The sequence below is a fragment of the Streptomyces sp. x-19 genome (assembly GCF_046549115.1).
GTDB classification, from domain to species: Bacteria; Actinomycetota; Actinomycetes; order Streptomycetales; family Streptomycetaceae; genus Streptomyces; species Streptomyces albulus_C.
Genome location: NZ_JAJPWK010000002.1, coordinates 303,015 through 328,035, shown reverse-complemented (window position 1 = coordinate 328,035; position 25,021 = coordinate 303,015). Strand labels below are relative to the sequence as shown.

Genomic DNA, 25,021 nt, shown 5'->3' with positions numbered 1-25,021 from the left:
GGCTGCCCACCCTTGGAGTGTGTCGTGCTCTCTTTCTGCGTGATGCGTCGCTCGCGTCGCCTGCGTCATCTGCGGCGCCTTGCCGACCGCACCACTGTCGTCACCCGCCTCTACCTCCCCGGCCACCACCCCGCCGCCGCCCGGCACCGGGTCGAGCCGACGCCCGGCCCTGCCCCGCGGGCCCGGCTGCACGAGGGCGGGCCGGACGGCGACGAGCGCAACGTCCAGGCCCTGCTGCAGATCCTCATCGACGGCCGGCCCACGGCCTTGCCGAGGGAGGCCCGCGATGGCTGAACCCCCGGGCTCCTTCACCAAGCAGGAGACGAGCTGGCCGCTCGGCCGGCCCGAGGGGGGCTGCTGCGCGGGGTGCCCGATCCGTGAGGGCTGCGCGCTCGCCGCCGACACCTACGTCGTGTGCCCCATCACCGGCAGCACCCCGCCCCCGGCCCCACCAACCCACACCCCCGCTCCAGCGCCCGGTGCCGACGGCTTCGTCGAGGAGCCCGCGGCACGCAGGTTCGATGTCACCGCGGTCGCTTCGCGGGGCGTCGAGGCCGCGATCAGCGGGGCGTTCGGCTTCGGCTGGACGGACCTGGCCACCGCGCTCATCGAACGCGGCGCCGTGTGGGACTCGGAGGGGAACCGGGTCGACTGGGAGCGGTTGCAGATCAAGCGCAATCTGCTGTGCATCGCAGTCGCGACCGCGGTCCCGCTCGGCGAGCACACCGCGACCATGTGGGTCGCGGACGCCCTGCGCACCCACAGCATCAGCGCCGTCTTCGTCCCCGCCGGGATGGCCCTCGGCGTCGCGATGCCGGTGTTCGTCGGCCAGTTCGTCCCCGGCATTGGTGGCCTGTGCAAGGCCGCCATCAGCGTCACCCAGCTCATCGGACGCGCCTGCTGGCGCTTCCTCTCTTCGCGGTTGGGCTGGATCGTCACCCGCCCCGCCATCTGGGCCGTGATCTGCGGACTGGCCACCGCCACCTGGCGCTTCGTTGTCTACCGCCTGACGGGAGCCGTCTGACATGAACCTCTTCGACAACCCCGGCGCCAACGCGGGGTTCGGCACCCTCGCCTTCGCCGCCATCGGCACCGTCGTGATCGTCGCCGGATTCAAGTTCCGGTGGCTGCGGGCCAAATCCACCGTGATCCTCGTCGGCCTGTTCATCCTGCTGGTCACCGTCAACTCCGGCGGCATCCTCGGCGAGATCGCCGGCGCCCTGCGCCACGGTATGAACGCAGGCGGAGAGGCCGCCGTGCACGGCGTGTCCGGGGCCGCGGTCACCCCGCGCGCTCCCAAGACCGCCATTACCCCGGTCTCCGCCGGGGGAGCCCTGGTGGGGCTGTGCGGGATCGCCTGGTACGGCGTGAAGCTCTTCGCCGCCAAGGGCCGCGCCAAGGACCTCAAGGAAATGATCATCGGCCTCGGTGTCGGCATCTGCTACGGCACCGGCCTGGGCTTCACCGGCTACTTCGTCGCCGGCGCCGTCCTGGCCGCCAACAACGTCGGCCTGTGGGCCTTCGGCGGCTAGCTCCGGGCTGAGACGGTCCCCCACACCCCACAAACGGGGTGTGGTGGGCCGCCTCAGCCCGGACCGCCGATGGAGGAAGGCACATGAGCACCGACCACAGCACCCAACTCGCCCCCTACGAGGGCGAATACGTATGGGCCGAGATCCTCGACGACAAAGACCCCGGCCCCCGGAAAGACCACACCGACAAGCCCACCAGCCACGGCCCCGGCGCCGCGCGCGCCGCTCGGTACGCGGCCGGCGTCCTGCGGCTCGTCGCCGGCGGGACCCTGCCGGGGCTGCGTCACGCCTGGGCAGCCACCTCGCACTGGACGACCCTCGCCTACATGTCCGACGAGGAGATCCGGCGCCGCCTCGTCAAACGGCACCTCGACACCTACCTCGAACAGCGCGAAGGCGTCACCGCCGACATCAACCGCCTGGGCAAGAAGGCCCACAAACTCACCCGCGAAGCCGTCGACTTCGGCCTGACCACCGAGGAAGGACGCCGCCTCAAAGACCTCGGCACCGAACTGAAGCTTCGCCGCACCGCCGGCGCCGCCCTGGCACAGATCCCCTTCGACATCACCACCGCCCAACCCACCCGCGAGCAGATCCGCCGCTACCGCACCGTCCGCGCCCTGGGCCGGTTCACCGGCGTACTCCTGCCGGCAGGGTCCGCGGCCCTCGCTGTCGCGCTCGCCGCACCGGTCGCGGGCCTGGTGGCCGTGCCGGTGCTTGCCGGGGCCGCTTGGTGGCTGGGGCGTCACCCGCTGGCCCTGGCCCCGCGCGCCCTGCCCGCCGAACTGGTCGGTCCCCGAGAACTGGAACGGCCGGCCAAGACCACAGACGACAACACCGGCGCTACGGCGACGGAGGTGGAGGTCGAGGTGCTGCCGGAGGAGGTGATCCGTCTCAACGCCGCCCTGACGGCAGCCGGTCTGCTCAACGGGGCCAAGAGCGTCGAGGTCCTCGACGGGCCGGACTACAGCGTCGGCAACGGCTACACGCTCGTCGCCGACCTGCCCAAGGGCGGCGGGAAGCTGGTCAAGGACGTCATCGCCAAGACCGAAGTCCTCGCCGGTGAACTCGGCATCCCACCCATGCAACTGATCATCCGAGAACTACCGGCCGCCGAAGGCGGGCACGGGCGCCGGATGCACATGTGGGAGGCCGTGGAGGACCCCTACCTGGCCGTCGGCCACGCCACCAGCCCGCTTGCCACCGCCCAGAGCTGGGACTTTTGGGCCGGCACCCCCCTCGGCCAGACCGTCCTCGCCGAAGCCCGAACCATCCCCACCGAGTTCGCCGGCGGCTTCACCAGCCACTTCTACTCAGGGATCATGCGCTTCGGCAAAACCGCCGCGATGCGCCTGGACGTCGCCGCCGGACTGCTCGACCCGGGGGTGCGGCTGTACTTGGCCAACGGCAAGGGCGGCACGGACTGGCGGGATGCCGAACCCGTCGCACACCGCTTCACCGAAGGCACCGACGACGCTGGCCTGAGCGCCTTCGAGGACCTCCTGGAGGAACTCGTCGACGACATGAACACCCGCTACGCCGACCTCAAGACCGTCGACGCGCAGCTGGTCCCCGACGGGCGCCTGACCCCCGACCTCGCCCGCACCCACAACCTGCCCGTCCTGCTGGCCGTCATCGACGAACTCCAGCTCTACCTCCTCGCCCTGCCGCCCAAGCGCCGCGAACGCGCCCTGGAGAAGCTCAAGAACCTGCTGCGGGCCGGACCGGCCGCCGGCGTCTTCCTCGTCGTCGGCACCCAACGCCCCGACGGCGAAGAAGTCCCCACCGGATTCCGCGACCTCTTCGGCGTGCGTGTCTCCGTGCGCTGCCTGGACTCCCGTTCCAGCCGCATGAGCCTGGGCGACCTCGCCTCCGACGCCGGAGCCGACGCCTCGGTCCTCACCGAAGACCACGTCGGCGTCGTCGTCGCAGCCACCGGCCACCGCTGGGAAATCCTCAGCGCCGACTTCCTGAGCCTGCCCGACTTCGCCAACGTCTGCCAGCGCGCCCGCCAGATGCGCGAGCAAGCCGGCACCCTCACCGGCGACGCCGCCGGACAACCCCGCATCACCGAACCCCGCCACATCCGCGCCGTCCACGCCTGCCTCGCCGCCCTCGACGAGCTGGGCACCGACCGCGCCCGCGTCGAAACCCTTGCCGAAGCCATCGGCGCGGACGGCGAATTCGAGGGCATCGACAAGACCAAACTCGGCGCCCTGCTGCGCAAAGCCGACTGCGGCAACGCCGTCAGCATCGGCGCCGTCGACGGCCAGAAGAACGCGAAGGGTTACAAACGCTCCGCACTCCAAGACGCCCTCGACACCGCAAACGGCGCCGACTGACCCGCTCGACCCCCGCTCGTGGGGCGCTCTGCACCCGCTCGATGCCCACTCGGGGCCCAACCCACCGAGCGGGTATCGAGCGCCCTGCGAGCGCCCCACGAGCGGGTCTGCCGCAGCTCTGACCAGCGATCGAGCGGGAAGAGCGGCCCCGCGGGGGAAACGGCCCCCTACGCCGCCACACGGCGCTTCTAAGAGCTTCGGCCGCCCCACGCGCTCCGGCCCGCTCTAGCCGCCGTCCAGGACGCACCGCTGCTAGCCACAGCGACTACTCACCGTCACACCGGCTCCTTCCGGTCCTCCGTGGATCTGCGCTGAGAGCCGGCCCGTACCCACCGGAAAGAAGCGACCCCATGCGCCGGTACCTCTACCGCTGCCCCGTGTGCCGCACCACCAGCCCCGTCTGCTGGACCCGCGCCGAGCTGAAGGCCGAAAGCGACGGCCACCGCGCCGCCCTCCACGGCGGCCACTACCCCGACGGCGAGCACGACGGCGAAGTCGACCGCCGCGGCCGCTGGTACGCCGAACTCGACCTCCTCACCGCCATACAGGCCCGCATCGCCGACGCCTACGCCGACCTGCGCGACCCCGACGGCATGGGCCGACGCCTATGGGCCGAGGCCCTGTCCTGGCTCACCCTCACCGCCACCGCAGCAGCCGCGCTGTGGTGCACCACCACCGCCCTCCAGCCCTGACACCACAACCACCACAAGGAGCACCACGTGAGTGAGTCCACCCCGTACATCTCGCACGTCCCGTACATCGAGGCGGTTGCCGAGGCCCTCGACGCGGCCGGCCTGACCGTCGCCGACTGGAACGCCGACGACAACGACCCCCGCGACGCCTACATCGAGTTCGACCGGACCATCACCACCCCTGCCTACAGCGACGACACCGAGGTCAATCTGCTGTGGCGGGAGGACAGGGGATGGATGGTCGGCTGGGGCGACGCCGACTCCGTATCGCAAAACGGCCTGGACTGGGTCGTCGACCTCTTCTGCGGAGTGCTGCCCACCCCCGAAGAGATGGTCACCGAGGCCCGCACCGTCATCGCGAAGATCCCCAGTCCCCAAGGCGGCCCGTACGGCCGGTACCGCGACACCGAGGACGACGACGGCTTCGAGGCCGAGCTTGCCCAGTACGCCAAGAACACCGACAACCACAGCTAAGGAGAAACCCCATGGCCATGGGCGAAACCCCGATCACCATCATCGGCAACCTCACCGCCGACCCCGAGCTGAAGTTCACCAACAACGGTGCCGCACTGGTGAAGTTCACCGTCGCCTCCACCCCGCGCACCTACGACAAGGAAGCCGGGCAGTGGACGGACGGCACGGCCGCGTTCTTCCGCTGTGCGGCGTGGCGCCAGTTGGCCGAGCACATCGCCGACAGCCTCACCAAGGGCTCCCGCGTCGTCCTCTCCGGCCGCATCCGCCAGCACAACTGGCAGACCCCGGAGGGCGAGAACCGTTCAATGCTCGCCGTCGAAGTCGACGACATCGGCCCCTCCCTGCAGTTCGCCACCGCCACCGTGCAGCGCACACAGCGCTCCGCCCCGGCCGGAGCCGGCGCCGACCCCTGGGACGCGGCGTCCGCCAACCGCCCGGCTGCAGACGGCGCTGCCTCCAACGGCCCGGCTGCTGACGCGCCGCCGTTCTAACCCACCCAGCACGCCTCACCGCACAGGAGCATCAATGCCAAGGAACACTCGGACGGCCTGGCAGCAGGCCGTCGACGGCCTCAATGCCCTCCTCGACGCCGGCATCCCGATCCACATCGAACCCGACGGCCACATCGCCAACCCCCTCGGCGACGAGCACATCGAGTGGAACCGAGACACCCGCAGGTGGAACCTCGTCCACGACGAGAAAGAAACCGTCGACTGCAGCACCACCCGCCCCGCAGCCTCGGGCAACCGTGCACCGCTGACGCGCAGTGTCAGCTGCTACGTCCCGGTGTGCTCCCTGTGCGGCGGCAGCACGGACGTCGACGGATTCACGCCCCACCTCGACACCCCCGACGAGGCCATCGACTACATCACCCTCGCCGGCGGCAGCGACGGCTGGACGCTCACCGACGACGGCCGGCTGATCTGCGACGCGGTCCGTGACACCGCGCACGAGGACGCGCACGCCATCGCCGGCAAACGCATGGGCCCCGATGCCATGGCCCTCACCTGGGACGACGCCATGAGCACCGCCCCGCTGCTCTAACTACGCCCAGGGCGGCCCGCGCATCTCGCCAAAGAACCGGGCCGCCCTGGTCTCCAGTCCACAACAGACCTTCGGAGGTCACCAGCATGACCCAACCCACCCCGATTTGGCACACCGCCCTGGCCCTGGCCGCGGCCGACGTGCCAGTGCTCCCGCTGAGGCGCGGTAAGCGCCCCTTCGCGAACTGCCCCGCCTGCGAGCAGAGCGCCTGCGGCGACCGGCCCCACATGAAGGCCGCCGGCCCGTGCCGCTGCCCGCGGCCGTGCCACGCCTGGGCCGCTGCCACCACCGACCGCTTCGTGCTCACATCCCCGGACTGGGTATCGGCATGGCGGGCCGCGGTCGCCGTGGCCTACCACCCGGCAGGCGCCGGGGTGACCGTCGTGGACCTCGACAACGCCGCAGCAGTCACCTGGGCCCGCGAGAACCTCCCGACCACCCGCACCGTGCAAACGACCCGCGGGGAACACTGGATCTACCGCGGCACGATGCAGTCCGCGAACAAGGTGCGCCCCGGCGTGGACATCAAGTCCCGCATGACCTACGCCCGCTGGCTCGGACTCGGCACCGGCACCCCGACCGACCTGCCACCGGCCGTCCGCGCCCTGGTCATGAAGGAAGAGACCACCCCCGCCCGGCGCGGCGTGGTCTCTTCCACCCCCCAGCGCGCCACCTGGGACCACACCGTCGCCACCGGCTGCCGCCACACCGAGCGCTACGTCCTGACCGGCCTCGACCGCGGACTCGCCATGGTCCGCAGCTGCTCCGAGTCCGGGGCCGGGTCGAAGGCATACGCAGTCGCGTCCTTCCTGGCCACCCAGCACGCCGACTGCCCCGGACCCTGCGGCCTGGAAGCCCTCGGCCAGGACATCGTCGACGCGGCCGTCTCCGTCGGCGTCCCCGCCCCCTACGCCCGGCGCGCCGTCACCCGCGGCCTCCACAGCGCCGGGAAAGCAGCATGACCACCAACGCGCCGCAGTCCGCCACCACCGGTCGGCCGTCGTCTGGCGGTGGCGGCTCAAAGGACGTCGCCCGAAGGGCGTCCTTTCAAAGCTCTGACCCGCACCCGACCGGCGACGGACGCTACCCCGTCGCCTGGCTGCATATCACCGCACCCCGCGGCGCCGTCCCCACCGCCACCTCCACGTGCCTCTGCGGCCGGAACGCCAGCGCCATCGGCCACACCAAGGTGCTCGCCCTGATCACCGAGCACCAGGCCCACCGCGACACCTGCACCTGGCGCCACCCCGCCGCCCACGAGACAAGGAAAGCCTCATGACCGACCCCATCGACGGCGCCGCCCTCCTGGACGAAGTCGAGCAATTCCACCGCCGCTTCAACGTCTTCCCCACCGAGCACGCCTACGTCGCTGTCGCTCTGTGGGACGCCCACGCCCACCTGATGGACGCCCTGGACGGCACCGCCCGCCTGGCCTTCCTCTCCCCGGAGCCGGGCTCGGGCAAGTCCCGCGCTCTGGAGATCGTGGAGACCCTCACTCCCCGTGCGGCGACCACAGTCAACGCCTCCGCCAACGCCCTGTTCCGCCTCGTCTCCGCCGAGGAGGGCACCCCAACGCTCCTGTTCGACGAGATCGACACCGTCTTCGGACCGAAAGCCGGCGGGAACGAAGAGGTCCGCGGGTTCCTCAACTCCGGATACCGGCGCGGCGCCAAGTCGCTGCGCTGCATCGGCGACGGCACCGACCAGAAGGCAGCGTTCCTCCCCTCGTTCTGCGCCGTCGCGATGGCCGGACTCGGGTCGCTGCCGGACACGATCCTGACCCGCTCGATCATCATCCGCATGCGCAAGAAGGCCCCCAACGAGACCTGCGAGCCCTACCGGCGCCGCATCCACGAGAAGCAGGGCCACGCCCTGCGCGACCGCCTCGCGGAATGGTGTGCCCCCCTGCACGATCAGATCGCCGAAGCCTGGCCCGAGATGCCCGAAGGGGTCGTGGACCGGCCGGCCGACGTGTGGGAACCGCTGCTCGCGGTCGCGGACGCGGCCGGCGGGCACTGGCCCGAGCGGGGACGCGCCGCCTGCCTGGCCCTGATCAAGGCCTCCAGCGTCGGCGACGAAGCATCCTTGGGGGTGCGACTGCTGACCGACCTGCGCGACCGCGTGTTCTGCGGCGTGGACCGGATGCCCACCGCCGCCATCCTCGAAGTCCTCCTCCAGCTCGATGACTCCCCGTGGGACGACATGAGCGAGGACGGTCAGAGCGTCAAACCTCTCACCGCCCGTCGGCTGTCCAAGCTCCTGAGCCAGTACACCAAGCCCGACGACACCCCGATCAAGCCCAAGGGCATCCGGGTCGGCAGCACCACGCCCAAGGGCTACTACGCCGACGACCTCCGGGACGCCTGGAACCGCTACTGCCCCCCGGACCCCCGAAAGTCCGCAACATCCGCAACAGCCGCAACACCGCAGGTCAACGAGGGTGGACCTGTGGCGGAAACCCCTTCCGGGAGCCGCCACATGTTCGCGGAAACCGACACACGAACCCTCCGCAGCGTCGGCTGACCAACCCCACCCCGAAGGTGCCGCCAGGCCCCCGCCTGGCGGCACCTATCCGCAACAGAAACAGATCCGCCACAGATTTACCCCCACTGACCTGCGGTGTTGCGGCGTGGCGGATGTTGCGGATTTCCAGAAGGGGGCGGGAAGCCCCCGGCCGTTGCCCAAAAGGAGACGTCACTGTGCCCAGCTCCAAGATGCTCAGGCTCACCGAGGTTCTCGCAGAACTCGACATGTCCCGCGCCGCCTTCTACCGCATGCGGGCCCGCGGCCTGGCTCCCCGGATCGTCAAGCTCCCGAATCACCAGATCCGTATCCGTCGCGCTGACCTCGACGCCTGGCTGTCCGGCCAGGAAGAGCAGCCCGCGGCTTGACCTCTGTGGTGGGCCCGGACGACGCACCGGCCGGGCCCACCATTATTCGCTAGGAGAACTTCCCTTGCTCACCTTCGAATTCACCATGCATTCCATTCGCGAGAGGCCCGATCGCCCCAAGCCATTTCAGCTGCGCTGGAAAGTCGGCTCACGCCCTCACTCCAAGAGCTTCACAACGAAAACGCTGGCGGATGGCCGCCGCTCGGAACTGATGGCCGCCGCCCGGCGCGGGGAGCAGTTCGACACCGAGACCGGTCTACCTAAATCCGAACTGGCCGCACTCCAGCCTCAGGTGACCTGGTTCGAGCATGCCAAGGACTACGCCGAGATGAAGTGGTCCGAGGCTGCGTCAGCGAAGGGCCGGGCCACGCGTGCCGACGCACTCGCGACCGTAACCGCTGCCCTGGTCAAGGACACGAAGGGAGCACCCGCAGCACCTGTGTTGCGACGCGCGCTGAGCGGCTATGCGTTCAATTTCTCCGAGCACCGCATGCCCCCACCGGACCAACTCGCCACGGCGCTTGCTTGGCTCACCACCAAGTCGCTTCCCGTGTCCGTGCTGGAGGACGACTCCGAAATGATCCGTGCTGCCCTAAAGGCACTGAGCACGCGGCTTGACGGCGAACGCGCGGCTGCAACGACCATTACGAACCGCCGGACGGTCTTTAACAACGCCCTCCGGTATGCCGTGGAACGCAAGCGCCTCACGACGAATCCACTGCCGTCCATCGACTGGTCTCCTCCCGCGACAGACGACGAAATCGACTTCCGGTACGTCCCTAATCCTCGGCAGGCGGAGGAACTCATCGATGCTGTCGGAACATTGGGCTCCCGCGGTGAGCATCTCCAGGCGTTCTTCGCGTGCATCTACTACGCGGCCACGCGGCCGGCCGAGGCTATGAATCTCAGAGAGAGCGACTGCACGCTCCCCGAGACCGGGTGGGGCGTCCTGCTGCTCTCCGGGAGCGCATCCCGGGTAGGAGCCGCCTGGACGAACGACGGCAAGTCCTACGAGGAGCGCGGCCTGAAGCATCGCGCTCGCTCGTCCGTGCGCGATGTTCCGATCCCGCCGGAGCTGGTGAGGATGTTGCGCGCTCATATCAAGCGGTATGGCGTGGCACCGGACGGGCGGCTCTTCCGAGCAGCGCAGGGTGGTGTCGTGCTGAGCAAGGAGTACTCAGACCTCTGGCAGGCAGCTCGCAAGGTGGCGCTCACTGAACAGCAGGTCATGCACCATTTCGCGGAAGCGCCGTACACCGGACGGAAGGCCGGCATCTCGTTCTGGATCGCCTCCGGTGTCGACCCCACGGAGGTCGCCCGTCGCGCCGGCCACAGCGTGGCAGTACTGCACAAGTTCTACGCCAAGGTGCTGGACGGAAGGCGCGAGCACGCCAACGCGTTGATCGAACAGGCCATGCGTACTGCGGAATGATCCCCGGGTGCCTGGTCCACGCCTGGTCCACACGGGGTGATTCCAGTCGGGACGCACGCGGCACGGGGTGAGACAACATGCGGGCGGGAGGGGCCCCGAGTTCCCCCGGAAAGCCCCTCCCACCTGCACAAACGCTCTTCTTGCGATTATCGGAGCGGAGGCTGTGGGATTTGAACCCACGGTGGCGTTGCCGCCACGACAGTTTTCAAGACTGTTCCCTTAGGCCGCTCGGGCAAGCCTCCCCGCGGCACCGCGCGTGCGGTGTCGCGGGGATCAGACTAGCGCGTCACTTGTCGCCCGTGCGCTGTCCCAAGGTGACTTGGGTGGTGTGCTCCTTGCCGCTGCGCTTGTACGTGAGGGTGACGCGGTCACCGGGCTTGTGCTGCCAGATCTCGCTGATGAGGGTCGGACCGCTGTCGATGACGGTGTCGTCGAGCTTGGTGATGGTGTCGCCGGGCTTCAGGCCCGCCTTGTCGGCCGGGCCGCCCGGGGTGACCGGCTCGCTGCCGTTGTTGCCGGTCTGGGCGATGGTCGCGCCGTCGCCGGACTCCCGCATGCCGACCTGGACGCCTATCTGCGGGTAGACCGGCTGCCCGGTCCTGATCAGGTCGTCCGCCACCCGCTTGGCCTGGTCGATCGGGATCGCGAAGCCCAAGCCGATGCTGCCGGACTGGCCGGATTCGCCGCCCATCCCGCCGCCGTTCCCGGCGGACTGGATCGCGGAGTTGATGCCGATGACGTTGCCGCCGGCGTCCAACAGCGGGCCGCCGGAGTTGCCCGGGTTTATCGACGCGTCGGTCTGGAGGGCGCTCATGTAGGAGGCGCTGCTGCCGCCGCCGTCGCTGGAGGCCACCGGACGGTCCTTGGCGCTGATGATGCCGGTGGTGACCGTGCCGGACAGGCCGAAGGGCGCGCCGATCGCGATCGTGGCGTCGCCGACCTGGACGTTGGCGGACTTGCCGAGCGGGAGCGGGTTGAGCGTGGCGCCGGAGGCGTTCTTGAGCTTGATGACGGCGACGTCGTAGCCCTGGGCGTGGCCGATGACCTCGGCGTCGTACTTCTTGCCGTTGGAGAACGTCGCGGTGAGCCGGCCGCCGTCGGCCGCGCTGGCGACCACGTGGTTGTTGGTGAGGATGTGGCCCTGCTTGTCGTAGACGAAGCCGGTGCCGGTGCCGCCGTCGCCGCTCGCGCCCTGGGCCTCGATGGTGACGACGCTGGGCAGCGCCCGCTGCGCTATCCCGGAGACGGAGGTGGGCTTGCGGTTCAGCGCCTCGGGGTCGCCGGAGGCGGAGACCGTCGTCGAGCCGGTGTCGTTGCGGCCCGCGGCCCAGTAGCCGATGCCGCCGCCGACGCCGCCCGCGACCAGCGCGGCGACCAGCACCGCGGCGATCAGGCCGCCGTTGCGCTTCTTCGGGGCCGGCTGGTGGCCGGGCGGGGCCCAGGGGTCACCGCCGCCGGGCGGGGGCGCACCCCAGCCACCGGCCGGACCGTGTCCGGCCGCGGCATACGGGGAGGACGGGGAGGACGGGGAGGACGGGGCCGGGGGCTGTTCCGGGTGGGCGGCCGGCGTCGGGGGGAGCGGCTGGGTGCGGTCGTGCTCGGCCGGGCCGGCGGTGCCGGGCGCGGCGGGCCGTGGTGCGTAGTCCGGCGGCGGGGGCGCCGCGGGCGGCGTGGCCGGCGCGGCCTGAGTCGGTTCGCCGGAGGCGGGCGCGGGGGCGCTGTCCGGCTGCGGCCCGGTCGGCGGCTTGGCCTCCGACGGGACTCCGGCTCCCTCGTTCTCGGTGCTCACAGCTCTCTCCTCAGTCAGCTTGCTTCACGGCGGTACCGGCCCGGGGCCGGATCCCGGTCTCCCGGCATCCGGGATCCCGCGGTACTCCAGCATCCGCGATCCTGCCGCTCCGGGCGAGTCCCGACCGTCCCGTCGGTGGTCCACCGCCCCGCACCGACCCGGCCGTCACCACCCGGCCTCCCCCCAGCCTTCCCCATGGCCCGTCAGAGGACCGTAAGCCGAACCTGTGACTTATTCGCCTCGTTCTTGAGCAAACCGCATCGGATCCGAGGTGCACGGCGCATGCGGCATATCAGGCATCGTGCCTGGTCCCCGTGCGCGACGGGTGCGCCGGTGATCGCCTCCCGGGCGGCCGCCGAACGGTGGATGGGACGATAACGCGGTGACCTACCCACGCCCCGCCGAGAAGGCCCGTCCGGGTCGTCCCGCCATCGCCGTCGTGGCCCACCGCGGCGCCTCCGACGACGCGCCGGAGCACACCCTGGCCGCCTACCGGAAGGCCATCGAGGACGGGGCGGACGCCCTGGAGTGCGACGTCCGACTGACCGCGGACGGGCACCTGGTCTGCGTCCACGACCGGCGGGTCAACCGCACCTCCAACGGGCGCGGCGCGGTCTCCGCGCTGGAGCTGGCCGATCTCGCCGCGTTGGACTTCGGGTCGTGGAAGGACACCGTGGAGGGGCCGGGCGGCGTCATGGAGGACATGCAGCGGACCGGCGGGCGACCGGTGCACGCCGACGAGGAGCCGGACTGGCAGCAGGGGAACGCCGAGCGGACCTCGGTGCTGACCCTGGAGCGGCTGTTGGAGCTGGTCGCGGACGCGGACCGCCGCGTCGAGCTGGCCATCGAGACGAAGCACCCCACCCGCTGGGCCGGACAGGTGGAGGAGCGGCTGGTCGAGTTGCTCGCCCGCTTCGGTCACACGAAACCGGCCACCCGCGACTGGACGCCCCCGGTCCGCGTCATGAGCTTCTCCGCACGCTCCCTGCACCGGGTGCGCGCGGCGGCGCCGGGTATCCCGGGCGTCTACCTGATGCAGTTCCTCACCCCCCGCCACCGCGACGGGCGGCTGCCTCCCGGGGTGGGCATCGCCGGCCCCGGGGTGCGCATCCTGCGCGCACATCCGGAATACGTCGCCAAGGCGCACCGGGCGGGCCATCAGGTGCACGTGTGGACGGTCAACGAGACGGACGACGTGGCGATGTGCCGGGAGCTCGGCGTCGACGCAATCATTACGAACCGCCCCAAGCAGGTGCGAACCCAACTCGGCCTTAGGTAAGGCTCATCACGGGGTGTGCACCGGCGCATTCGGCCCGTAGGTGACGGTGTCGAGTGCGTCACTGTGTGCCGGTTGGCCGGTTTCCGGTCCAGTCCATTGGGGCATCCATCCCGTGGCGTGGGGCAAAGGAGGTCTCGGGGGTGGCGTTGGTGGTGGCACAAGAGGTGCCGACGTCGTCGATCATGGCCGTACCCCATGGACCCGTGGGTGTCGGCATGGCCAGGCGGCGCATGCGAGCAGAGCTGTTGGCAAGTGGAGTTCAGGACAGTGTCGTCGATGACGCGGTGCTGGTCCTCTCGGAACTCCTGAGCAATTCGTGTCGCCATGCGCGTCCGATATACGACGACGTCGCGTCGGATTCCGTAACGGGAAGCAGTCCCGACGGCGCGTCAGGAACGGGCCGGGGCGGCGCCCGGGAGTCCGTCCACGACGGTTCCCCCGCGGTCGGCGCCGGCGCCACCGTGCGCGCCACCGTGCGCGCCGCCTGGCGCATCGACGGACAGGGGCGCCTGATCGTCGCGGTCACCGACGGCGGCGGTCCGACCCGTCCGGTTCCGGCCACTCCGTCCGTCACCGCCCGCGGCGGGCGCGGGCTGGCGATCATCCGCTCGCTCGCCAAGGACTGGGGCGTGCGCGACAGCGCGCCCGGCGAGGTGACGGTCTGGGCCGCCCTCTCGCTCCAGGGTGCTTTCGCTACGCGCGTTGACCTGACGGCGGATCTGCCCGCGGAGCTCGCGCCCGAGTTGCCGTCCGACCTGACGGCCGGGCTCCCGCTCTCCCTGCGGAAGGCCCCGCGCGGCACACCGCCGCGCACCGCGCACCACGGCCGCCGCCCGGGCCGCGGCGCGTCCGGCCTGACCTTCGCGGACCTCGACGACCTGCCCTGACGCCGGCGTCGCGCCCTCCGTGCCGAGGGTCCCGCCGCGCTGACGGCGATGTGTGGCGGGCTTGCGGGCGCCGCTCTCCTCTAGGCTCGCGCCGGAACGCGTCCGCACTAGAGGAACCACCAGGAGACACCGTCGCCATGGCCAAGAAGCGCCGTCCCCAGCCCCGGGCCGCAGCAGTACAGACCAAGGACGCCGAGGTGCCCGTGGTCGGCGCCCGCGAGCCCTGTCCGTGTGGTTCCGGCCGCCGTTACAAGGCATGCCACGGCCGGGAGGCGGCGCACGCCGTCACCGAGCTGGTCCGGCGCCCGTTCGAGGGGCTGCCCGGCGAGTGCGACTGGGTGGCGCTGCGCGAGCTGGTGCCCGCCGCCACCGCCGAGTTGACCCTCAAGGGCGGCCTGCCCGAGGACGTCCCGTCGGTGACGCTGGCCACCGTGCTCCCGATGGCCTGGCCCGCGCTGCGCCGGGACAACGGGGCGGTGCTGCTCGGCCTGCAGAACGACACCTCGTCCGGCGACATCAGCCGGGACCTCGCCGACACCCTCCAGCGGGCGCTGACCACCGAGCCCGGCCACCCGGTCGCCGCCGGGCGGGCCCCCGCCGACGGGCCGCGGTTGCAGGACCTGCTGGACCCGGACGCGCCTTTCGAGCCGACCGTCCACACCGGCTTCGAGTTCTGGGTGGAGAACGCCGAGAACGCCACCGCCGAGGTCGCCGCCTCCCTGGAGCGGGCCAACGCCGCCGCGATCCCGACCGCCCGGATCCCCGGGCTGGAGGGGGCGTACTGGTGCGAGGCCCCGGAGAAGAACCACCTGCGCTGGGTCACCGCGCACCCCGAGGAGCAACTCCTCGACGCGCTCGCCCGGCTGCACGCCGCCGGCACCTCGTCGCTGGGCGAGGGCACCCGCCTGGTCGGCTCGTTCCGGGCGCACGGCCTGGTCGTCCCGGTGTGGGACCTGCCGTCGTCGATGGGCGCCGACGAGGTCACCGCCCCGGCCGCCGCCTTCGGCGAGCGGCTGGCCAAGGCGCTCGCCTCGGACGCCCCGCTGACCGCGGAGGAGCGCCGGGCCCGCGGCGGGCTCACCAACCGTCAGATCACCCTGAGCTGATCGCGCGGTCGATTCGTTCACGGACGTGAGAACCGTCACAGGTCGCGGGCGACTGCCCGTACTTGCCGGTAAATCCGCGTCCGGAATTCCACGATCGAATTTGCGAACCGCCGATCTCTTGTTACGGTTCTAGGAGCCCGGTCGCTGGTGCATCCCCCGTCGCCAGCGACCGGGCGTTTCCATGCCCGGACGGCCCACGGCCGGCTCCGGACTCACGCCCTCGCAGGGCCGGGCCCTCAGCGCCCCGAACTCCCGCCGTCCGGCGTCCAGTTGCCGCCGGAGCGCAGCAGCAGCCGCTCCCCCGCCAGGTCCGAGAACTCCGCCACCGCGCCGTACGGCAGCCGTGCCCCGCGCGCCGTGGGACCGTCCGGCGTCTCGCACACCCCGGGTGCCCCGTCCGCCGGTACCGCGCAGTTCGCCTGGACGCTCCGGCCGTCCGGACGCAGCAGCGTCAACGCGGCGCGCAGCGGTTCCCCCGTGGAGTTGTGGAAGAAGGTCCGCGCCCAGGTGCGGCCGGCCTCGGCGAGGACGCAGGTCTGGGCCGTGATCCCCGGGCGGGCGGTGAGTTCGGGGCCGCAGTGAGTGGTGCGCCCCCGGGCCAGGAGGGGGCGGGTCAGCTCGGTGAGCGGGTCGCCGGAGGCGGCCGACGGGCCGGGCGAGCCGGGGTCGCGGCCGGCGTCCGGGACCACCGGCGGGAGGAGGCTGTCCGCCGGCCCGGCCGTCGCGGCGGCCAGGGGGACGGCGAGGGCGAGCACGGCGGTGCCGGCGAGCCCGATCAGGCGGAGAATCCGCGCACGCTGCATGGAACCCACTTGCGGAGGTGACGAGGTATGCCGGAGGTGTGGCACGGGGAAGGTGCCGCCCGCGGCGCGGCGGGCGGTGCGCCTCGAACCTATCGGGCAACCGGGGCGGCGCTGGGCGCCCTCGACCGCGATTCCCGGAGGAATCGGGACAGCTCACACCCTTACGGGTGAACCGGAACTATGCGTTTCCGGCCACCCGTGGACGCACGCGGTGCGGCGGCGCGCGGCGGTGCTCAGTAGGCGAGCCGGCTGCCGCCGTCGGGGGTGCTGGTGCTCGCCGTCACCAGCGCGTCGACGATCGTGGCCACCTTCGGCAGCCAGGGTGCGGCCTGGGTGCTGGCCGGCGGGCGCTCCCAGCGGACCTTGCCGGCGCCGGTCGGCGACGGCGGCAGCACGAGGTAGCCGCCCTCGCCGTGGAACCGCAGCGAGCTCGGCACCCAGTCCCGGGAGCTCAGCAGTTCGCCCAACTCCGCGAGGTCGTACGGCGATACGAGCAGCGACCAGCGGGTCGGGGTGGCCACCACGGGTCCGGTGCGGACGCCGAAGTGGTCCAGCGCGGCCAGCGCCCGGGCCCCCGCGACGGCCGGCAGGCTCACCGCGCAGGGCGCCCGGCCGCCGGTCGCCAGGATCACCGGCGCGTCCGGGCGGTTGCTCCACCACCACCGCACCATGCGGGCGTCGGTGGTCGCCGCCAGCAGTGCGGGGTCGAAGGGGTGCGCCCCCGGCACCGCGCAGTCGGCGTCGGGGCAGTTGCAGCGGCGGGGGGCCCGCTCGCCGAGGCCGAGCCGGCCGCCCGCCTGCTGCCGCCCGGCGGGTCGCAGCCCGACGCCCGGGAGGACGGGCCACTGCCACTCGGTGGCGCAGTGGAGCGCCGCACCGAGGAGCGCCGACCTCCCGCTGCGCCGGAACAGGGGCTTGCGTCGCCTTCCGAGGATCTCGCGCATGAGCGCTCGTTCCTTTCCGTTACGCCGAGGGCTTGGGTCCTTCGCACTGCACGCCGATGAGCTGGACACACCGTAGGTGCGTGCCGTTTCGCAATTGCCGTTGTGCTGTTCCGGGCCGGTGCGGAGTGGTACGGGTGGTGCTGCGGCCCGGTCGTGCGGTTCGGCCGGCCGGCCTGGTTGTGCGACCCGGAGGTCGTTCGCGCTCGATCGCCACACGTAGCGATCGGGTCACCGCGTGTACGAGGCAGCGCATCACGCCGTACACCGGGCGTGGAACGTGGCGGAGGGTGGCGCGCGCATGGCGCTTGCGCTTCCGGTGGTGCCTTCCCGCCACTGGGGAGTGCGTCGCGGTGGTCGCCGTATAGGACGCCGGGGCCGGCCGGAGAGTTCCGGTGCGGCTCCAACTGCCCCCGCACCTATCCGAGTACGTACCCGCCACGGTGGATATGACGCGCTGCTGGTCGCCGCCAGCAGACCTCAAATTGACGCTCGGGGGGCTTTTTTCAGGCCAATCTACAGACCTCGCTGACACCACAAACCCCAAGGGGACAGTGCTGGACATCACATTGCTGGTGCGTGTACATGTGGAGGCATTGATAGCGGAGCAGCATGACATGGGGGTTTGCGATGCTATTGAGGACATTGAGCGGACCGCACGACCGCACAACATCACTCAACAAAAAGCCGCACTCCCCGTCACATCGCGGCCTGAACTGGGCTTTTTTCGGTCACTTCGTAGGTCGTCGGCCATGAGCGCCCCCCACGTCCCGAAAGTGGCTGGAATCGAACCAGCGCTTCCCGCCCCGGCGCACACTGCCGAACCTCGCGCGACGGCGCCTCCCGCCGATCCCTCTGATCCCGCCGATTCCATCGATTCCACCGATCCCGCCTCCGACGCCTCCGCTGACGGCCCGTCCGGCACCGCCGGCACCGCGCAGGACGACGCCCGCCCCGGCGCACCGGGCGCCACCGACGGCCCCTCCCCCGTCGACCGGATCGCCGCCGTCCAGGACCGGCTGGCGGGCTGGATCTCCGACCTCAGCACCCTGCACGACCTCACCGAACGACTCGTCCGCACCCGCACCTTGGACGACGCGCTGCGCGAACTCCTGCGGGCCGGCGCCTTCCTCGTCGGCGCCCGGCGCGGACTGGTCGTGCTGGCGCCGCAGGACGGTCTCGGCCCGAAGACCACCGTCGGGCTGGGCCTGGGCCACGCCGAGCTCGGTCACCTGGAGACCGTGCCGCGCCGCGCCCTGTCGTACGCGCGGATACTGGACGGCCTCCCCGAGCCCGGCGCGGGCGACGACGCCGGGGCCGAGGCCCGCACCGAGATCGCCGAACCGGACATCCCCGGGGAGAAGGACCTCGACCCGCGACTGCGCGAGGTCGCCGCCCGACTCGGCTACGCCGCCAGCTACGCCGTACCGCTCACCGCCGGCCCCGTCGGCCGGATCGGCGCCGTGGTCTGGCTGTACGACGAACCGGCCGAACCCGGTGACCGGCGGCGCCACCTCGTCGGCCTCTACCGCGCGCACGCCGCCGAACACCTCGCCCGGCTGCTCGAACTCCACCGCAGCCGGCAGGCCGCCCGGACCCTGCGCGACGAACTGCTGCCCCGCCGGCTGCCGCGGATCCCCGGCGTCCGGCTCGCGGTGCGGCACGCCACCGGGCCGTGCGGCGGCGGCGACTGGTACGACGCGCTGCCGCTGCCGGACGGCGCGCTGGGCCTGGCGGTGGGCTCGGTCACCGGGTCCGGCCCGAGCGCGGTGGCCGCCATGGGGCGGCTGCGGGCCTCGCTGCGGGCCTACGCCGTCATGGAGGGCGAGGACCCGGTCGCGGTCCTCTCCGACCTCGAACTGCTGATGCGGCTGACCGAGCCGGCCCGGAGCGCCACCGCGCTGTTCGCCTTCACCGAGCCGCCGGGCGGTCCGGGCGGGCCCCCGGTGCCGGCCGGGATCGGCGGCCCGGCGCCGCGCAAGATGGTGCTGGCCGGGGCCGGCCACTGCCCGCCGCTGGTCCTCGGCGACCTGCGGGCGGAGTTCGTGGAGACCTCGCTGTCCGCGCCGCTGGGCATGCTGGCCTGCTGGGAGGCGCCCAGCGTCGAGATCGAACCGGCCCCCGGCGAGACCGTGCTCCTGTACAGCGACGGGCTGCTGCACCGCACCGGCGAGCCGATGGACCGGGCGTTCGCCCGTCTGCACTCCGCGGCCGCCGGCGTCCCCCGGGCCAGCCGGCACGACCCGGAGGCCGTGGTGGACCACGTCGTGCGGGCCATGCTGCCCCAGGGGCTGGACGACCCGTCCTCGGAGGAGGACGTGGTTCTGCTCGCGGCCTACTTCGAGGAGTAACGGCGTCACCGCAGGTCACAGGGGCGGGCGCGGCGGCGCCCGGCCCCCGGGACCGGCGTGCGGGACAGGTCACCTCGTCCGACCCCTGGACCGCGTTCCGTTCGCACTTACGATGGAATGCGGTGCAGTCTGAAAAGCCTTAAAAGGAGGCATGGTGACCGACGAGCTCGCTCCGGAGACCCCGGAAGAGGAAGAGCAGCCGATCAAGCAGCGCAAGAACGGCCTGTACCCGGGCGTATCGGATGAGCTCACCGAGAACATGCAGGGTGGCTGGGCCGACACCGAACTGCGCGACCTGGAGCCGATCGCGCAGGCGTCGCACGCCGCCCGGCGCCGCGCCGCGCTCTCCGCGCGCTTCCCCGGCGAGCGCCTGGTGATCCCCGCGGGCCTGTTGAAGACCCGCTCCAACGACACCGAGTACCCCTTCCGGGCCTCGACCGAGTACGTCCACCTCACCGGCGACCAGACCGACGGCAGCGTCCTCGTCCTGGAACCGCGGGGCGACGGCGCCGAGGGCCACGACGAGACGCTCTACCGCCTGCCCCGCTCCGACCGCGAGAACGGCGAGTTCTGGCTGAACGGCATGGGCGAGCTGTGGGTCGGCCGCCGGCACAGCCTCGACGAGTCCGCGGCGCTGCTCGGAATCGTCTGCAAGGACGTCCGCGAGCTGCCCGAGCTGCTCAAGGAGGCCACCGGCCCGGTCCGGGTCGTCCGCGGCCACGACGCCCCGATCGAGCAGGCGCTGCACGACAAGGTCACCGCGGAGCGGGACGAAGAGCTGCGGGTGTTCCTCTCCGAGGCCCGGCTGGTCAAGGACGAGTTCGAGATCGGCGAGCTGCAGAAGGCCGTCGACTCGACGGTGCGCGGCTTCGAGGACGTGGTCAAGGTCCTCGACAAGGCCGAGGCGACCAGCGAGCGCTACATCGAGGGCACCTTCTTCCTGCGCGCCCGCGTCGAGGGCAACGACGTCGGCTACGGCTCCATCTGCGCCGCCGGCCCGCACGCCACCACCCTGCACTGGGTGCGCAACGACGGCGCGGTCCGCTCCGGCGACCTGCTGCTGCTCGACGCCGGCGTGGAGACCACCACCCTCTACACCGCGGACGTCACCCGCACCCTGCCGATCAACGGCCGCTACACCGACCTCCAGCGCAAGGTCTACGACGCGGTCCACGAGGCCCAGGAGGCCGGCATCGCGGCGGTGAAGCCGGGCGCCGGCTTCCGGGACTTCCACGACGCCGCCCAGCGGGTGCTCACCGAGAAGCTGGTCGAGTGGGGCCTGGTCGAGGGCCCGGTGGAGCGCGTCCTGGAGCTGGGCCTGCAGCGCCGCTGGACCCTGCACGGCACCGGTCACATGCTCGGCCTGGACGTCCACGACTGCGCCGCGGCCCGCACCGAGAGCTACGTCAACGGCACGCTGGAGCCCGGCATGGTGCTGACCGTCGAGCCCGGCCTGTACTTCCAGGCGGACGACCTGACGGTCCCCGAGGAGTACCGCGGCATCGGCATCCGGATCGAGGACGACATCCTCGTGACGGAGGACGGCAACCGCAACCTCTCCGCCGCGCTGCCGCGCCGGTCGGACGAGGTCGAGGCGTGGATGGCCGGCCTGCTCGGCAAGTAGGCCCCGCGCGCAACGTCAACGGCGCGCCGGAGCGGGTGGCTTCAGTCCCCCCGCTCCGGCGCGCCGTTGTCGTCCGCGCCGTTGCCGTCCGGGCCTTCGTGCTCCGGGCCTTCGTGCTCCGGGCCGTCGTGCTCCGGGCCGGTGCGCTCCGGGCCGGTGCGCTCCGGGGTGCCGGCCGGCCGGCGGTCACCGGTGGCGTACGCGCCCGCCCGCGCCGCGGCCCACACGGCGGTGGCGGTGGACTCGGCGAGGCCGGGCTCCACGGGGCGGCGGGCGATCAGGATCCGGTAGTAGAAGGGCGCGCCGAGCGCCGCCATCACCGCTTCGGGGTCGGTGTCCGCGGGGAGTTCGCCGCGCGCGATGCCGCGCCGCACGAGCTCGCCGGCCAGCACCAGCCGCTCGTCGAAGAAGTCCCGCAGCGCGGTGGCCGCCTGGGGGTCGCGGGCCGCGGCGGCGACCACCGCCTCGATCAGGCCGCGGGTGCGGTCCGCGCCGTAGAACCGGCCTATCCCGTGGGCCAGCGCGCGCAGGTCGCCGGGCAGGGTGCCGGTGTCCGGCAGCGGCACCCCGCTGCTCATGTCGGTCAGCAGCTCGCAGACCAGCTTGTCCACGCTGCGCCAGCGGCGGTAGAGGGTCGCCAGGTGCACCCCGGAGCGCTGGGCCACCCGCTCCATGGTGAGCGTGGCGAAGCCGCCGTCGGCCAACTCCTCGGAGACGGCGGTCAGTACGGCTCGGCGGGTACGCGCCGTTCGTCCCCCGGGGCGGGTCTCACCCGGGGCCTGGTGCGCGGTCGTCACAGCGGCTCCGTTACGGGGGTCGTGGTACGGATCGCAGCGCGGATTGCAGTGCGGGTTCTGGCCAAGTATTGTCCAGGACAGATTAACGCGAGCAACTTCGCGTTAATCGGGGTGCCGCGCTGGTCTCGCTGGGAAAGGGGACGCCGCGGGGGAGGTCCTCCTCTCGCGAGACCGCGCAGTCCACCTTCGTCCAACGGCGATTTCCAGCCGTTTTCCGACTCTTCCGGGTTCCGCCCGTTGTCGCCCGGTTCCCCCGGTCCGCCAGGTCCGCCCGGTCCTGGGCACCGTCCCGGCCCGCCGTGCGCGGCCCGCTCAGCGCAGCCCGTGCCGCCGGGCCACCATCCGCTGCACCGTCGCCTCGGGCAGCAGCCGCCGCAGCAGGAAGACCGCGGAGGCGTTGCTGCCGACCGCGTAGTGCGGCCGGGGGCGGGCCGCCTCGATGGCCTTCAGGACGGTGGCGGCGACCTTCTCCGGTGGGATGCCGCGCGCCTCGTTGGCGTCGAGGGCGGCCAGCATCGTGCGGTACTCGTCCGCGAACGGCGAGCCGTCCGCCACGTAGTGGGTGCGCCGGGCGCTGATGCCGGTGGCGATCGAGCCCGGTTCGACGGTGGTGAGCGCCACGCCGTAGGGCGCGACCTCCCGCCGGGCGGCGTCCGCGAAGCCCTTGAGCGCGGCCTTGGCGGCCACGTAGGAGGAGCGGTAGGCGAGCGGGAAGCTGGCCAGCATGGAGCCGATCATCACCACCCGGCCGTGGCCGCGCTCCCGCATCCCCGGCAGCACGAGCTGGGTGAGCCGCACGGCGCCGAAGACGTTCAGCTGGAAGAGGCGGCGCACCGCGGCCATCGGGAGCTCCTCGAAGGGCCCGTTCTGGCTCTCGCCGGCGTTGTTGACCAGCACGTCCACCGGGCCCGCCGCCGCGGCGCACGCCTCGATGCCGGCCTCGTCGGCGAGGTCGAGCGGGAGGTAGCGGACGCCGGGCAGCGGCGCGGCGACCGTCGACGGGTCCCGGCTGGTGCCCAGGACGTGGTAGCCGCGGGCGACCAGCGCCGCGGCGACCGCCGCGCCGATGCCGGAGGAGGCCCCGTCACCAGCGCGGTGCGCCCGCCGCGGTCGCCCGCCCCGGCCGGGCTCCGGCCCGTCGCGGGGGCGCTCACGCCAGGTCGCGGGCCAGCGCCCGCCCCGCCGCGCGGCCGGAGAAGATGCAGCCGCCCAGGAAGGTGCCCTCCAGTGCGTTGTAGCCGTGTACCCCGCCGCCGCCGAAGCCGGCGACCTCGCCGGCCGCGTACAGCCCGGCGAACGGCGTGCCGTCCGGGCGGACCACCTGCGAGTCCAAGGTGGTCTCCAGGCCGCCCAGCGTCTTGCGGGTCAGCAGGTGCAGCCGGACCGCGATCAGCGGGCCGTGCGCCGGGTCGAGGAGCCGGTGCGGCTTGGCGACCCGGGTCAGCTTGTCCGGCCAGTACTCGCGGGCGTTGTGCACCGCCATCAGTTGGAGGTCCTTGGAGTACGGGTGCGCCACCGCCCGGTCCCGGGCCAGTACTTCCCGTTCGACCGTCGCGTAGTCGAGGGGGGCCGTCGGCTCGACGGCGTTCATGCCGGCGACCAGTTCGCGCAGGGTGCGCCGGACGACGAAGTCCGCGCCGTGGTCGAGGAACGCCTGGACCGGGCCGGGTGCGCCCTTCTTCACCCGCGCCAGCGCGAGCTTGAGGTCCTTGCCGGTGATGTCCGGGTTCTGCTCGGAGCCGGAGAGCGCGAACTCCTTCTCCACGATGGAGCGGGTCAGCACGAACCAGGTGTGGTCGTGGCCGGTGTGCACGATGTGGCGCAGGGTGGCCAGGGTGTCGTGGCCGGGGAAGAGCGGTGCGGGCAGCCGGCGTCCGGTGGCGTCCAGCCACAGCGAGGACGGGCCGGGGATGATCCGGATCGCGTGGTCGGGCCAGATCGGGTCCCAGTTCTTGATGCCCTCGGTGTAGTGCCACATCCGGTCGCGGTTCACCAGGGAGCCGCCGGCCCGTTCGGTGATCTGCAGCATCCGCCCGTCCACGGAGGCGGGCACGCCGGTGATCATCGACTTGGGGGCCGGGCCGAGCCGGTCGACCGGCCAGTTCTCCCGGATCAGTTCGTGGTTGCCGCCGATGCCGCCGGAGGTCACCACCACCGCCTGCGCCCCGAACGCGAAATCGCCCGTCGTCTCGCGCCCGGAGGCCACCCCGCGCGGGAGGTCCGACGGCGCCAGCGTGCTGCCGCGCACCCCGACCGCGGCCCCGTCCTCCACGATCAGTTCGTCGACCCGGTGGCGGTGCCGGAAGACCACCAGCCCGCGCTCGGCGGCGGCCCGCACCGGTTCGGCGAAGACCCGGACCACCTCGGGGCCGGTGCCCCAGGTGAGGTGGAAGCGGGGGACGGAGTTGCCGTGGCCGGTCGCCAGGCCGGCGCCGCGCTCGGCCCAGCCGACGGTCGGCATCAGCCGCAGCCCGAGGTCGTGCAGGTAGCGGCGCTTCTCGCCCGCCGCGAAGTCCACGTACGCCTGCGCCCACCGCCGCGGCCAGTGGTCCTCGCGGTCCCGGTCGAAGCCGGCGGAGTCCAGCCAGTCGGAGAGCGCCAGTTCGGGCGAGTCCCTGATGCCGGCCCGCCGCTGCTCGGGGCTGTCCACCAGGAACAGCCCGCCCAGCGACCAGAACGCCTGGCCGCCGAGGTTGGCCTCGCTCTCCTGGTCGACGACGAGCACCCGGCGCCCCGCACGGGTGAGTTCGTAGGTGGCGACCAGCCCGGCCAGTCCGGCACCTACGACGATGACGTCGGCGTCGTCGCTCATTCCGCCACCTCGTTGCGCTCGCTCATGGGGGAGCTCCTCTACGGTTCGCGGCGGCCGTCGACATCCGGCCGACAACCTTGTCGCGTCCATGTCCGTAACAACCGATACAGGAACGTATCCGATGGGTCGGTGCCACAACAAGGACCACCGGGCAGACACCCCCCGGGGCGACGGCCGCACCACCACCGCGGCGCCACAGGTCCGGCTTCTACTATGAACGGGACA

Annotated in this window: 24 protein-coding genes and 1 tRNA gene; 18 read left to right on the top strand and 7 right to left on the bottom strand. The window is 72.1% G+C overall.

Annotated features, from left to right (window positions below; translation table 11 throughout):
* Positions 1-24: 24 nt before the first annotated feature.
* The 13 genes from ACLJT4_RS05815 (at position 25) to ACLJT4_RS05755 (ending at position 10,407) form a co-directional block, all read left to right on the top strand.
* A complete protein-coding gene (locus ACLJT4_RS05815; protein WP_411121281.1) occupies positions 25-294 on the top strand; it encodes a hypothetical protein in 270 nt (89 codons plus the stop codon).
* Positions 287-1,024, top strand: a complete 738-nt coding sequence (locus ACLJT4_RS05810) for a hypothetical protein (RefSeq protein WP_411121280.1) — start codon at positions 287-289, stop codon at positions 1,022-1,024. Before ACLJT4_RS05815 ends, ACLJT4_RS05810 begins: the two co-directional genes overlap by 8 nt.
* Before the next feature lies 1 nt (position 1,025).
* Positions 1,026-1,532, top strand: a complete 507-nt coding sequence (locus ACLJT4_RS05805) for a hypothetical protein (protein ID WP_411121279.1) — start codon at positions 1,026-1,028, stop codon at positions 1,530-1,532.
* 83 nt (positions 1,533-1,615) lie between these two features.
* Complete coding sequence (locus ACLJT4_RS05800) at positions 1,616-3,874, top strand: hypothetical protein (protein ID WP_411121278.1); 2,259 nt, start codon at positions 1,616-1,618, stop codon at positions 3,872-3,874.
* A gap of 350 nt (positions 3,875-4,224) precedes the next feature.
* Positions 4,225-4,566, top strand: a complete 342-nt coding sequence (locus ACLJT4_RS05795) for a hypothetical protein (RefSeq protein ID WP_411121277.1) — start codon at positions 4,225-4,227, stop codon at positions 4,564-4,566.
* 27 nt (positions 4,567-4,593) lie between these two features.
* Positions 4,594-5,040: a DUF6292 family protein gene (locus ACLJT4_RS05790; RefSeq protein WP_411121276.1), complete on the top strand. Its 447-nt coding sequence runs from the start codon at positions 4,594-4,596 to the stop codon at positions 5,038-5,040.
* Positions 5,041-5,051: 11 nt separating this feature from the next.
* The gene (ssb, locus tag ACLJT4_RS05785; protein WP_411121275.1) at positions 5,052-5,531 is read left to right on the top strand and encodes a single-stranded DNA-binding protein; all 480 of its coding nucleotides are present in this window, start codon (positions 5,052-5,054) and stop codon (positions 5,529-5,531) included.
* A 34-nt stretch (positions 5,532-5,565) separates the two neighbouring features.
* Positions 5,566-6,084, top strand: a complete 519-nt coding sequence (locus tag ACLJT4_RS05780) for a hypothetical protein (RefSeq protein WP_411121274.1) — start codon at positions 5,566-5,568, stop codon at positions 6,082-6,084.
* A gap of 86 nt (positions 6,085-6,170) precedes the next feature.
* A complete protein-coding gene (locus ACLJT4_RS05775; RefSeq protein ID WP_411121273.1) occupies positions 6,171-7,046 on the top strand; it encodes a DNA primase in 876 nt (291 codons plus the stop codon).
* On the top strand, positions 7,043-7,363 hold the full coding sequence (locus tag ACLJT4_RS05770) for a hypothetical protein (RefSeq protein WP_411121272.1): 321 nt from the start codon (positions 7,043-7,045) through the stop codon (positions 7,361-7,363). The genes ACLJT4_RS05775 and ACLJT4_RS05770 overlap by 4 nt, the downstream gene beginning before the upstream one ends.
* A complete protein-coding gene (locus ACLJT4_RS05765; RefSeq protein WP_411121271.1) occupies positions 7,360-8,607 on the top strand; it encodes a DUF3631 domain-containing protein in 1,248 nt (415 codons plus the stop codon). Before ACLJT4_RS05770 ends, ACLJT4_RS05765 begins: the two co-directional genes overlap by 4 nt.
* A gap of 191 nt (positions 8,608-8,798) precedes the next feature.
* On the top strand, positions 8,799-8,975 hold the full coding sequence (locus ACLJT4_RS05760) for a helix-turn-helix transcriptional regulator (RefSeq protein WP_411121685.1): 177 nt from the start codon (positions 8,799-8,801) through the stop codon (positions 8,973-8,975).
* Between the two features lie 64 nt (positions 8,976-9,039).
* Positions 9,040-10,407 (top strand): tyrosine-type recombinase/integrase, encoded by a 1,368-nt coding sequence (locus ACLJT4_RS05755; protein ID WP_411121270.1) that lies wholly within the window; start codon positions 9,040-9,042, stop codon positions 10,405-10,407.
* Between the two features lie 155 nt (positions 10,408-10,562).
* Here ACLJT4_RS05755 and ACLJT4_RS05750 read toward each other — a convergent pair.
* Positions 10,563-10,649 (bottom strand) — tRNA-Ser (locus ACLJT4_RS05750).
* A 44-nt stretch (positions 10,650-10,693) separates the two neighbouring features.
* Positions 10,694-12,196, bottom strand: a complete 1,503-nt coding sequence (locus ACLJT4_RS05745) for a S1C family serine protease (RefSeq protein WP_411121269.1) — start codon at positions 12,194-12,196, stop codon at positions 10,694-10,696.
* A 382-nt stretch (positions 12,197-12,578) separates the two neighbouring features.
* Between ACLJT4_RS05745 and ACLJT4_RS05740 the strand changes: the two genes are divergently transcribed.
* The 3 genes from ACLJT4_RS05740 to ACLJT4_RS05730 all read left to right on the top strand — a co-directional run bounded on the left by ACLJT4_RS05740 (position 12,579) and on the right by ACLJT4_RS05730 (position 15,468).
* On the top strand, positions 12,579-13,475 hold the full coding sequence (locus ACLJT4_RS05740) for a glycerophosphodiester phosphodiesterase family protein (protein WP_411121268.1): 897 nt from the start codon (positions 12,579-12,581) through the stop codon (positions 13,473-13,475).
* A 53-nt stretch (positions 13,476-13,528) separates the two neighbouring features.
* Positions 13,529-14,362, top strand: a complete 834-nt coding sequence (locus ACLJT4_RS05735) for an ATP-binding protein (protein WP_411121267.1) — start codon at positions 13,529-13,531, stop codon at positions 14,360-14,362.
* Positions 14,363-14,499: 137 nt separating this feature from the next.
* Positions 14,500-15,468, top strand: a complete 969-nt coding sequence (locus ACLJT4_RS05730) for a DUF5926 family protein (protein ID WP_411121266.1) — start codon at positions 14,500-14,502, stop codon at positions 15,466-15,468.
* A gap of 236 nt (positions 15,469-15,704) precedes the next feature.
* On the opposite strand, the gene ACLJT4_RS05725 is transcribed toward ACLJT4_RS05730, so the two are convergent.
* Together ACLJT4_RS05725 and ACLJT4_RS05720 are read right to left on the bottom strand one after the other, a co-directional pair.
* The gene (locus tag ACLJT4_RS05725; RefSeq protein WP_233657335.1) at positions 15,705-16,271 is read right to left on the bottom strand and encodes a hypothetical protein; all 567 of its coding nucleotides are present in this window, start codon (positions 16,269-16,271) and stop codon (positions 15,705-15,707) included.
* A 233-nt stretch (positions 16,272-16,504) separates the two neighbouring features.
* A complete protein-coding gene (locus ACLJT4_RS05720) occupies positions 16,505-17,215 on the bottom strand; it encodes a bifunctional DNA primase/polymerase (protein WP_037683460.1) in 711 nt (236 codons plus the stop codon).
* 551 nt (positions 17,216-17,766) lie between these two features.
* On the opposite strand from ACLJT4_RS05720, the gene ACLJT4_RS05715 reads away from it, so the two are divergent.
* Positions 17,767-19,563: a PP2C family protein-serine/threonine phosphatase gene (locus ACLJT4_RS05715; RefSeq protein ID WP_411121265.1), complete on the top strand. Its 1,797-nt coding sequence runs from the start codon at positions 17,767-17,769 to the stop codon at positions 19,561-19,563.
* Positions 19,564-19,717: 154 nt separating this feature from the next.
* On the top strand, positions 19,718-21,187 hold the full coding sequence (locus ACLJT4_RS05710) for an aminopeptidase P family protein (protein ID WP_411121684.1): 1,470 nt from the start codon (positions 19,718-19,720) through the stop codon (positions 21,185-21,187).
* Positions 21,188-21,228: 41 nt separating this feature from the next.
* On the opposite strand, the gene ACLJT4_RS05705 is transcribed toward ACLJT4_RS05710, so the two are convergent.
* The 3 genes from ACLJT4_RS05705 to ACLJT4_RS05695 all read right to left on the bottom strand — a co-directional run bounded on the left by ACLJT4_RS05705 (position 21,229) and on the right by ACLJT4_RS05695 (position 24,796).
* Entirely contained in the window at positions 21,229-21,984 is a 756-nt protein-coding gene (locus tag ACLJT4_RS05705; RefSeq protein WP_411121264.1) for a TetR/AcrR family transcriptional regulator, read from the bottom strand.
* Positions 21,985-22,296: 312 nt separating this feature from the next.
* A complete protein-coding gene (locus ACLJT4_RS05700; protein WP_411121683.1) occupies positions 22,297-23,028 on the bottom strand; it encodes an SDR family NAD(P)-dependent oxidoreductase in 732 nt (243 codons plus the stop codon).
* A gap of 106 nt (positions 23,029-23,134) precedes the next feature.
* Positions 23,135-24,796 carry an FAD-binding dehydrogenase gene (locus ACLJT4_RS05695; protein WP_411121263.1) on the bottom strand — a complete coding sequence of 554 codons (1,662 nt, stop codon included), beginning with the start codon at positions 24,794-24,796 and terminating at the stop codon, positions 23,135-23,137.
* Positions 24,797-25,021 lie beyond the last annotated feature (225 nt).

Excerpts from the sequence above, each read along its gene's own strand:
- ACLJT4_RS05810 (WP_411121280.1), top strand. The coding sequence starts at position 287 with ATGGCTGAACCCCCGGGCTCCTTCACCAAGCAGGAGACGAGCTGGCCG.
- ACLJT4_RS05805 (WP_411121279.1), top strand. The coding sequence starts at position 1,026 with ATGAACCTCTTCGACAACCCCGGCGCCAACGCGGGGTTCGGCACCCTC.
- ACLJT4_RS05800 (WP_411121278.1), top strand. The coding sequence starts at position 1,616 with ATGAGCACCGACCACAGCACCCAACTCGCCCCCTACGAGGGCGAATAC.
- ACLJT4_RS05795 (WP_411121277.1), top strand. The coding sequence starts at position 4,225 with ATGCGCCGGTACCTCTACCGCTGCCCCGTGTGCCGCACCACCAGCCCC.
- ssb (WP_411121275.1), top strand. The coding sequence starts at position 5,052 with ATGGCCATGGGCGAAACCCCGATCACCATCATCGGCAACCTCACCGCC.
- ACLJT4_RS05780 (WP_411121274.1), top strand. The coding sequence starts at position 5,566 with ATGCCAAGGAACACTCGGACGGCCTGGCAGCAGGCCGTCGACGGCCTC.
- ACLJT4_RS05775 (WP_411121273.1), top strand. The coding sequence starts at position 6,171 with ATGACCCAACCCACCCCGATTTGGCACACCGCCCTGGCCCTGGCCGCG.
- ACLJT4_RS05770 (WP_411121272.1), top strand. The coding sequence starts at position 7,043 with ATGACCACCAACGCGCCGCAGTCCGCCACCACCGGTCGGCCGTCGTCT.
- ACLJT4_RS05765 (WP_411121271.1), top strand. The coding sequence starts at position 7,360 with ATGACCGACCCCATCGACGGCGCCGCCCTCCTGGACGAAGTCGAGCAA.
- ACLJT4_RS05760 (WP_411121685.1), top strand. The coding sequence starts at position 8,799 with ATGCTCAGGCTCACCGAGGTTCTCGCAGAACTCGACATGTCCCGCGCC.
- ACLJT4_RS05730 (WP_411121266.1), top strand. The coding sequence starts at position 14,500 with ATGGCCAAGAAGCGCCGTCCCCAGCCCCGGGCCGCAGCAGTACAGACC.
- ACLJT4_RS05725 (WP_233657335.1), bottom strand. The coding sequence starts at position 16,271 with ATGCAGCGTGCGCGGATTCTCCGCCTGATCGGGCTCGCCGGCACCGCC.
- ACLJT4_RS05720 (WP_037683460.1), bottom strand. The coding sequence starts at position 17,215 with ATGCGCGAGATCCTCGGAAGGCGACGCAAGCCCCTGTTCCGGCGCAGC.
- ACLJT4_RS05695 (WP_411121263.1), bottom strand. The coding sequence starts at position 24,796 with ATGAGCGACGACGCCGACGTCATCGTCGTAGGTGCCGGACTGGCCGGG.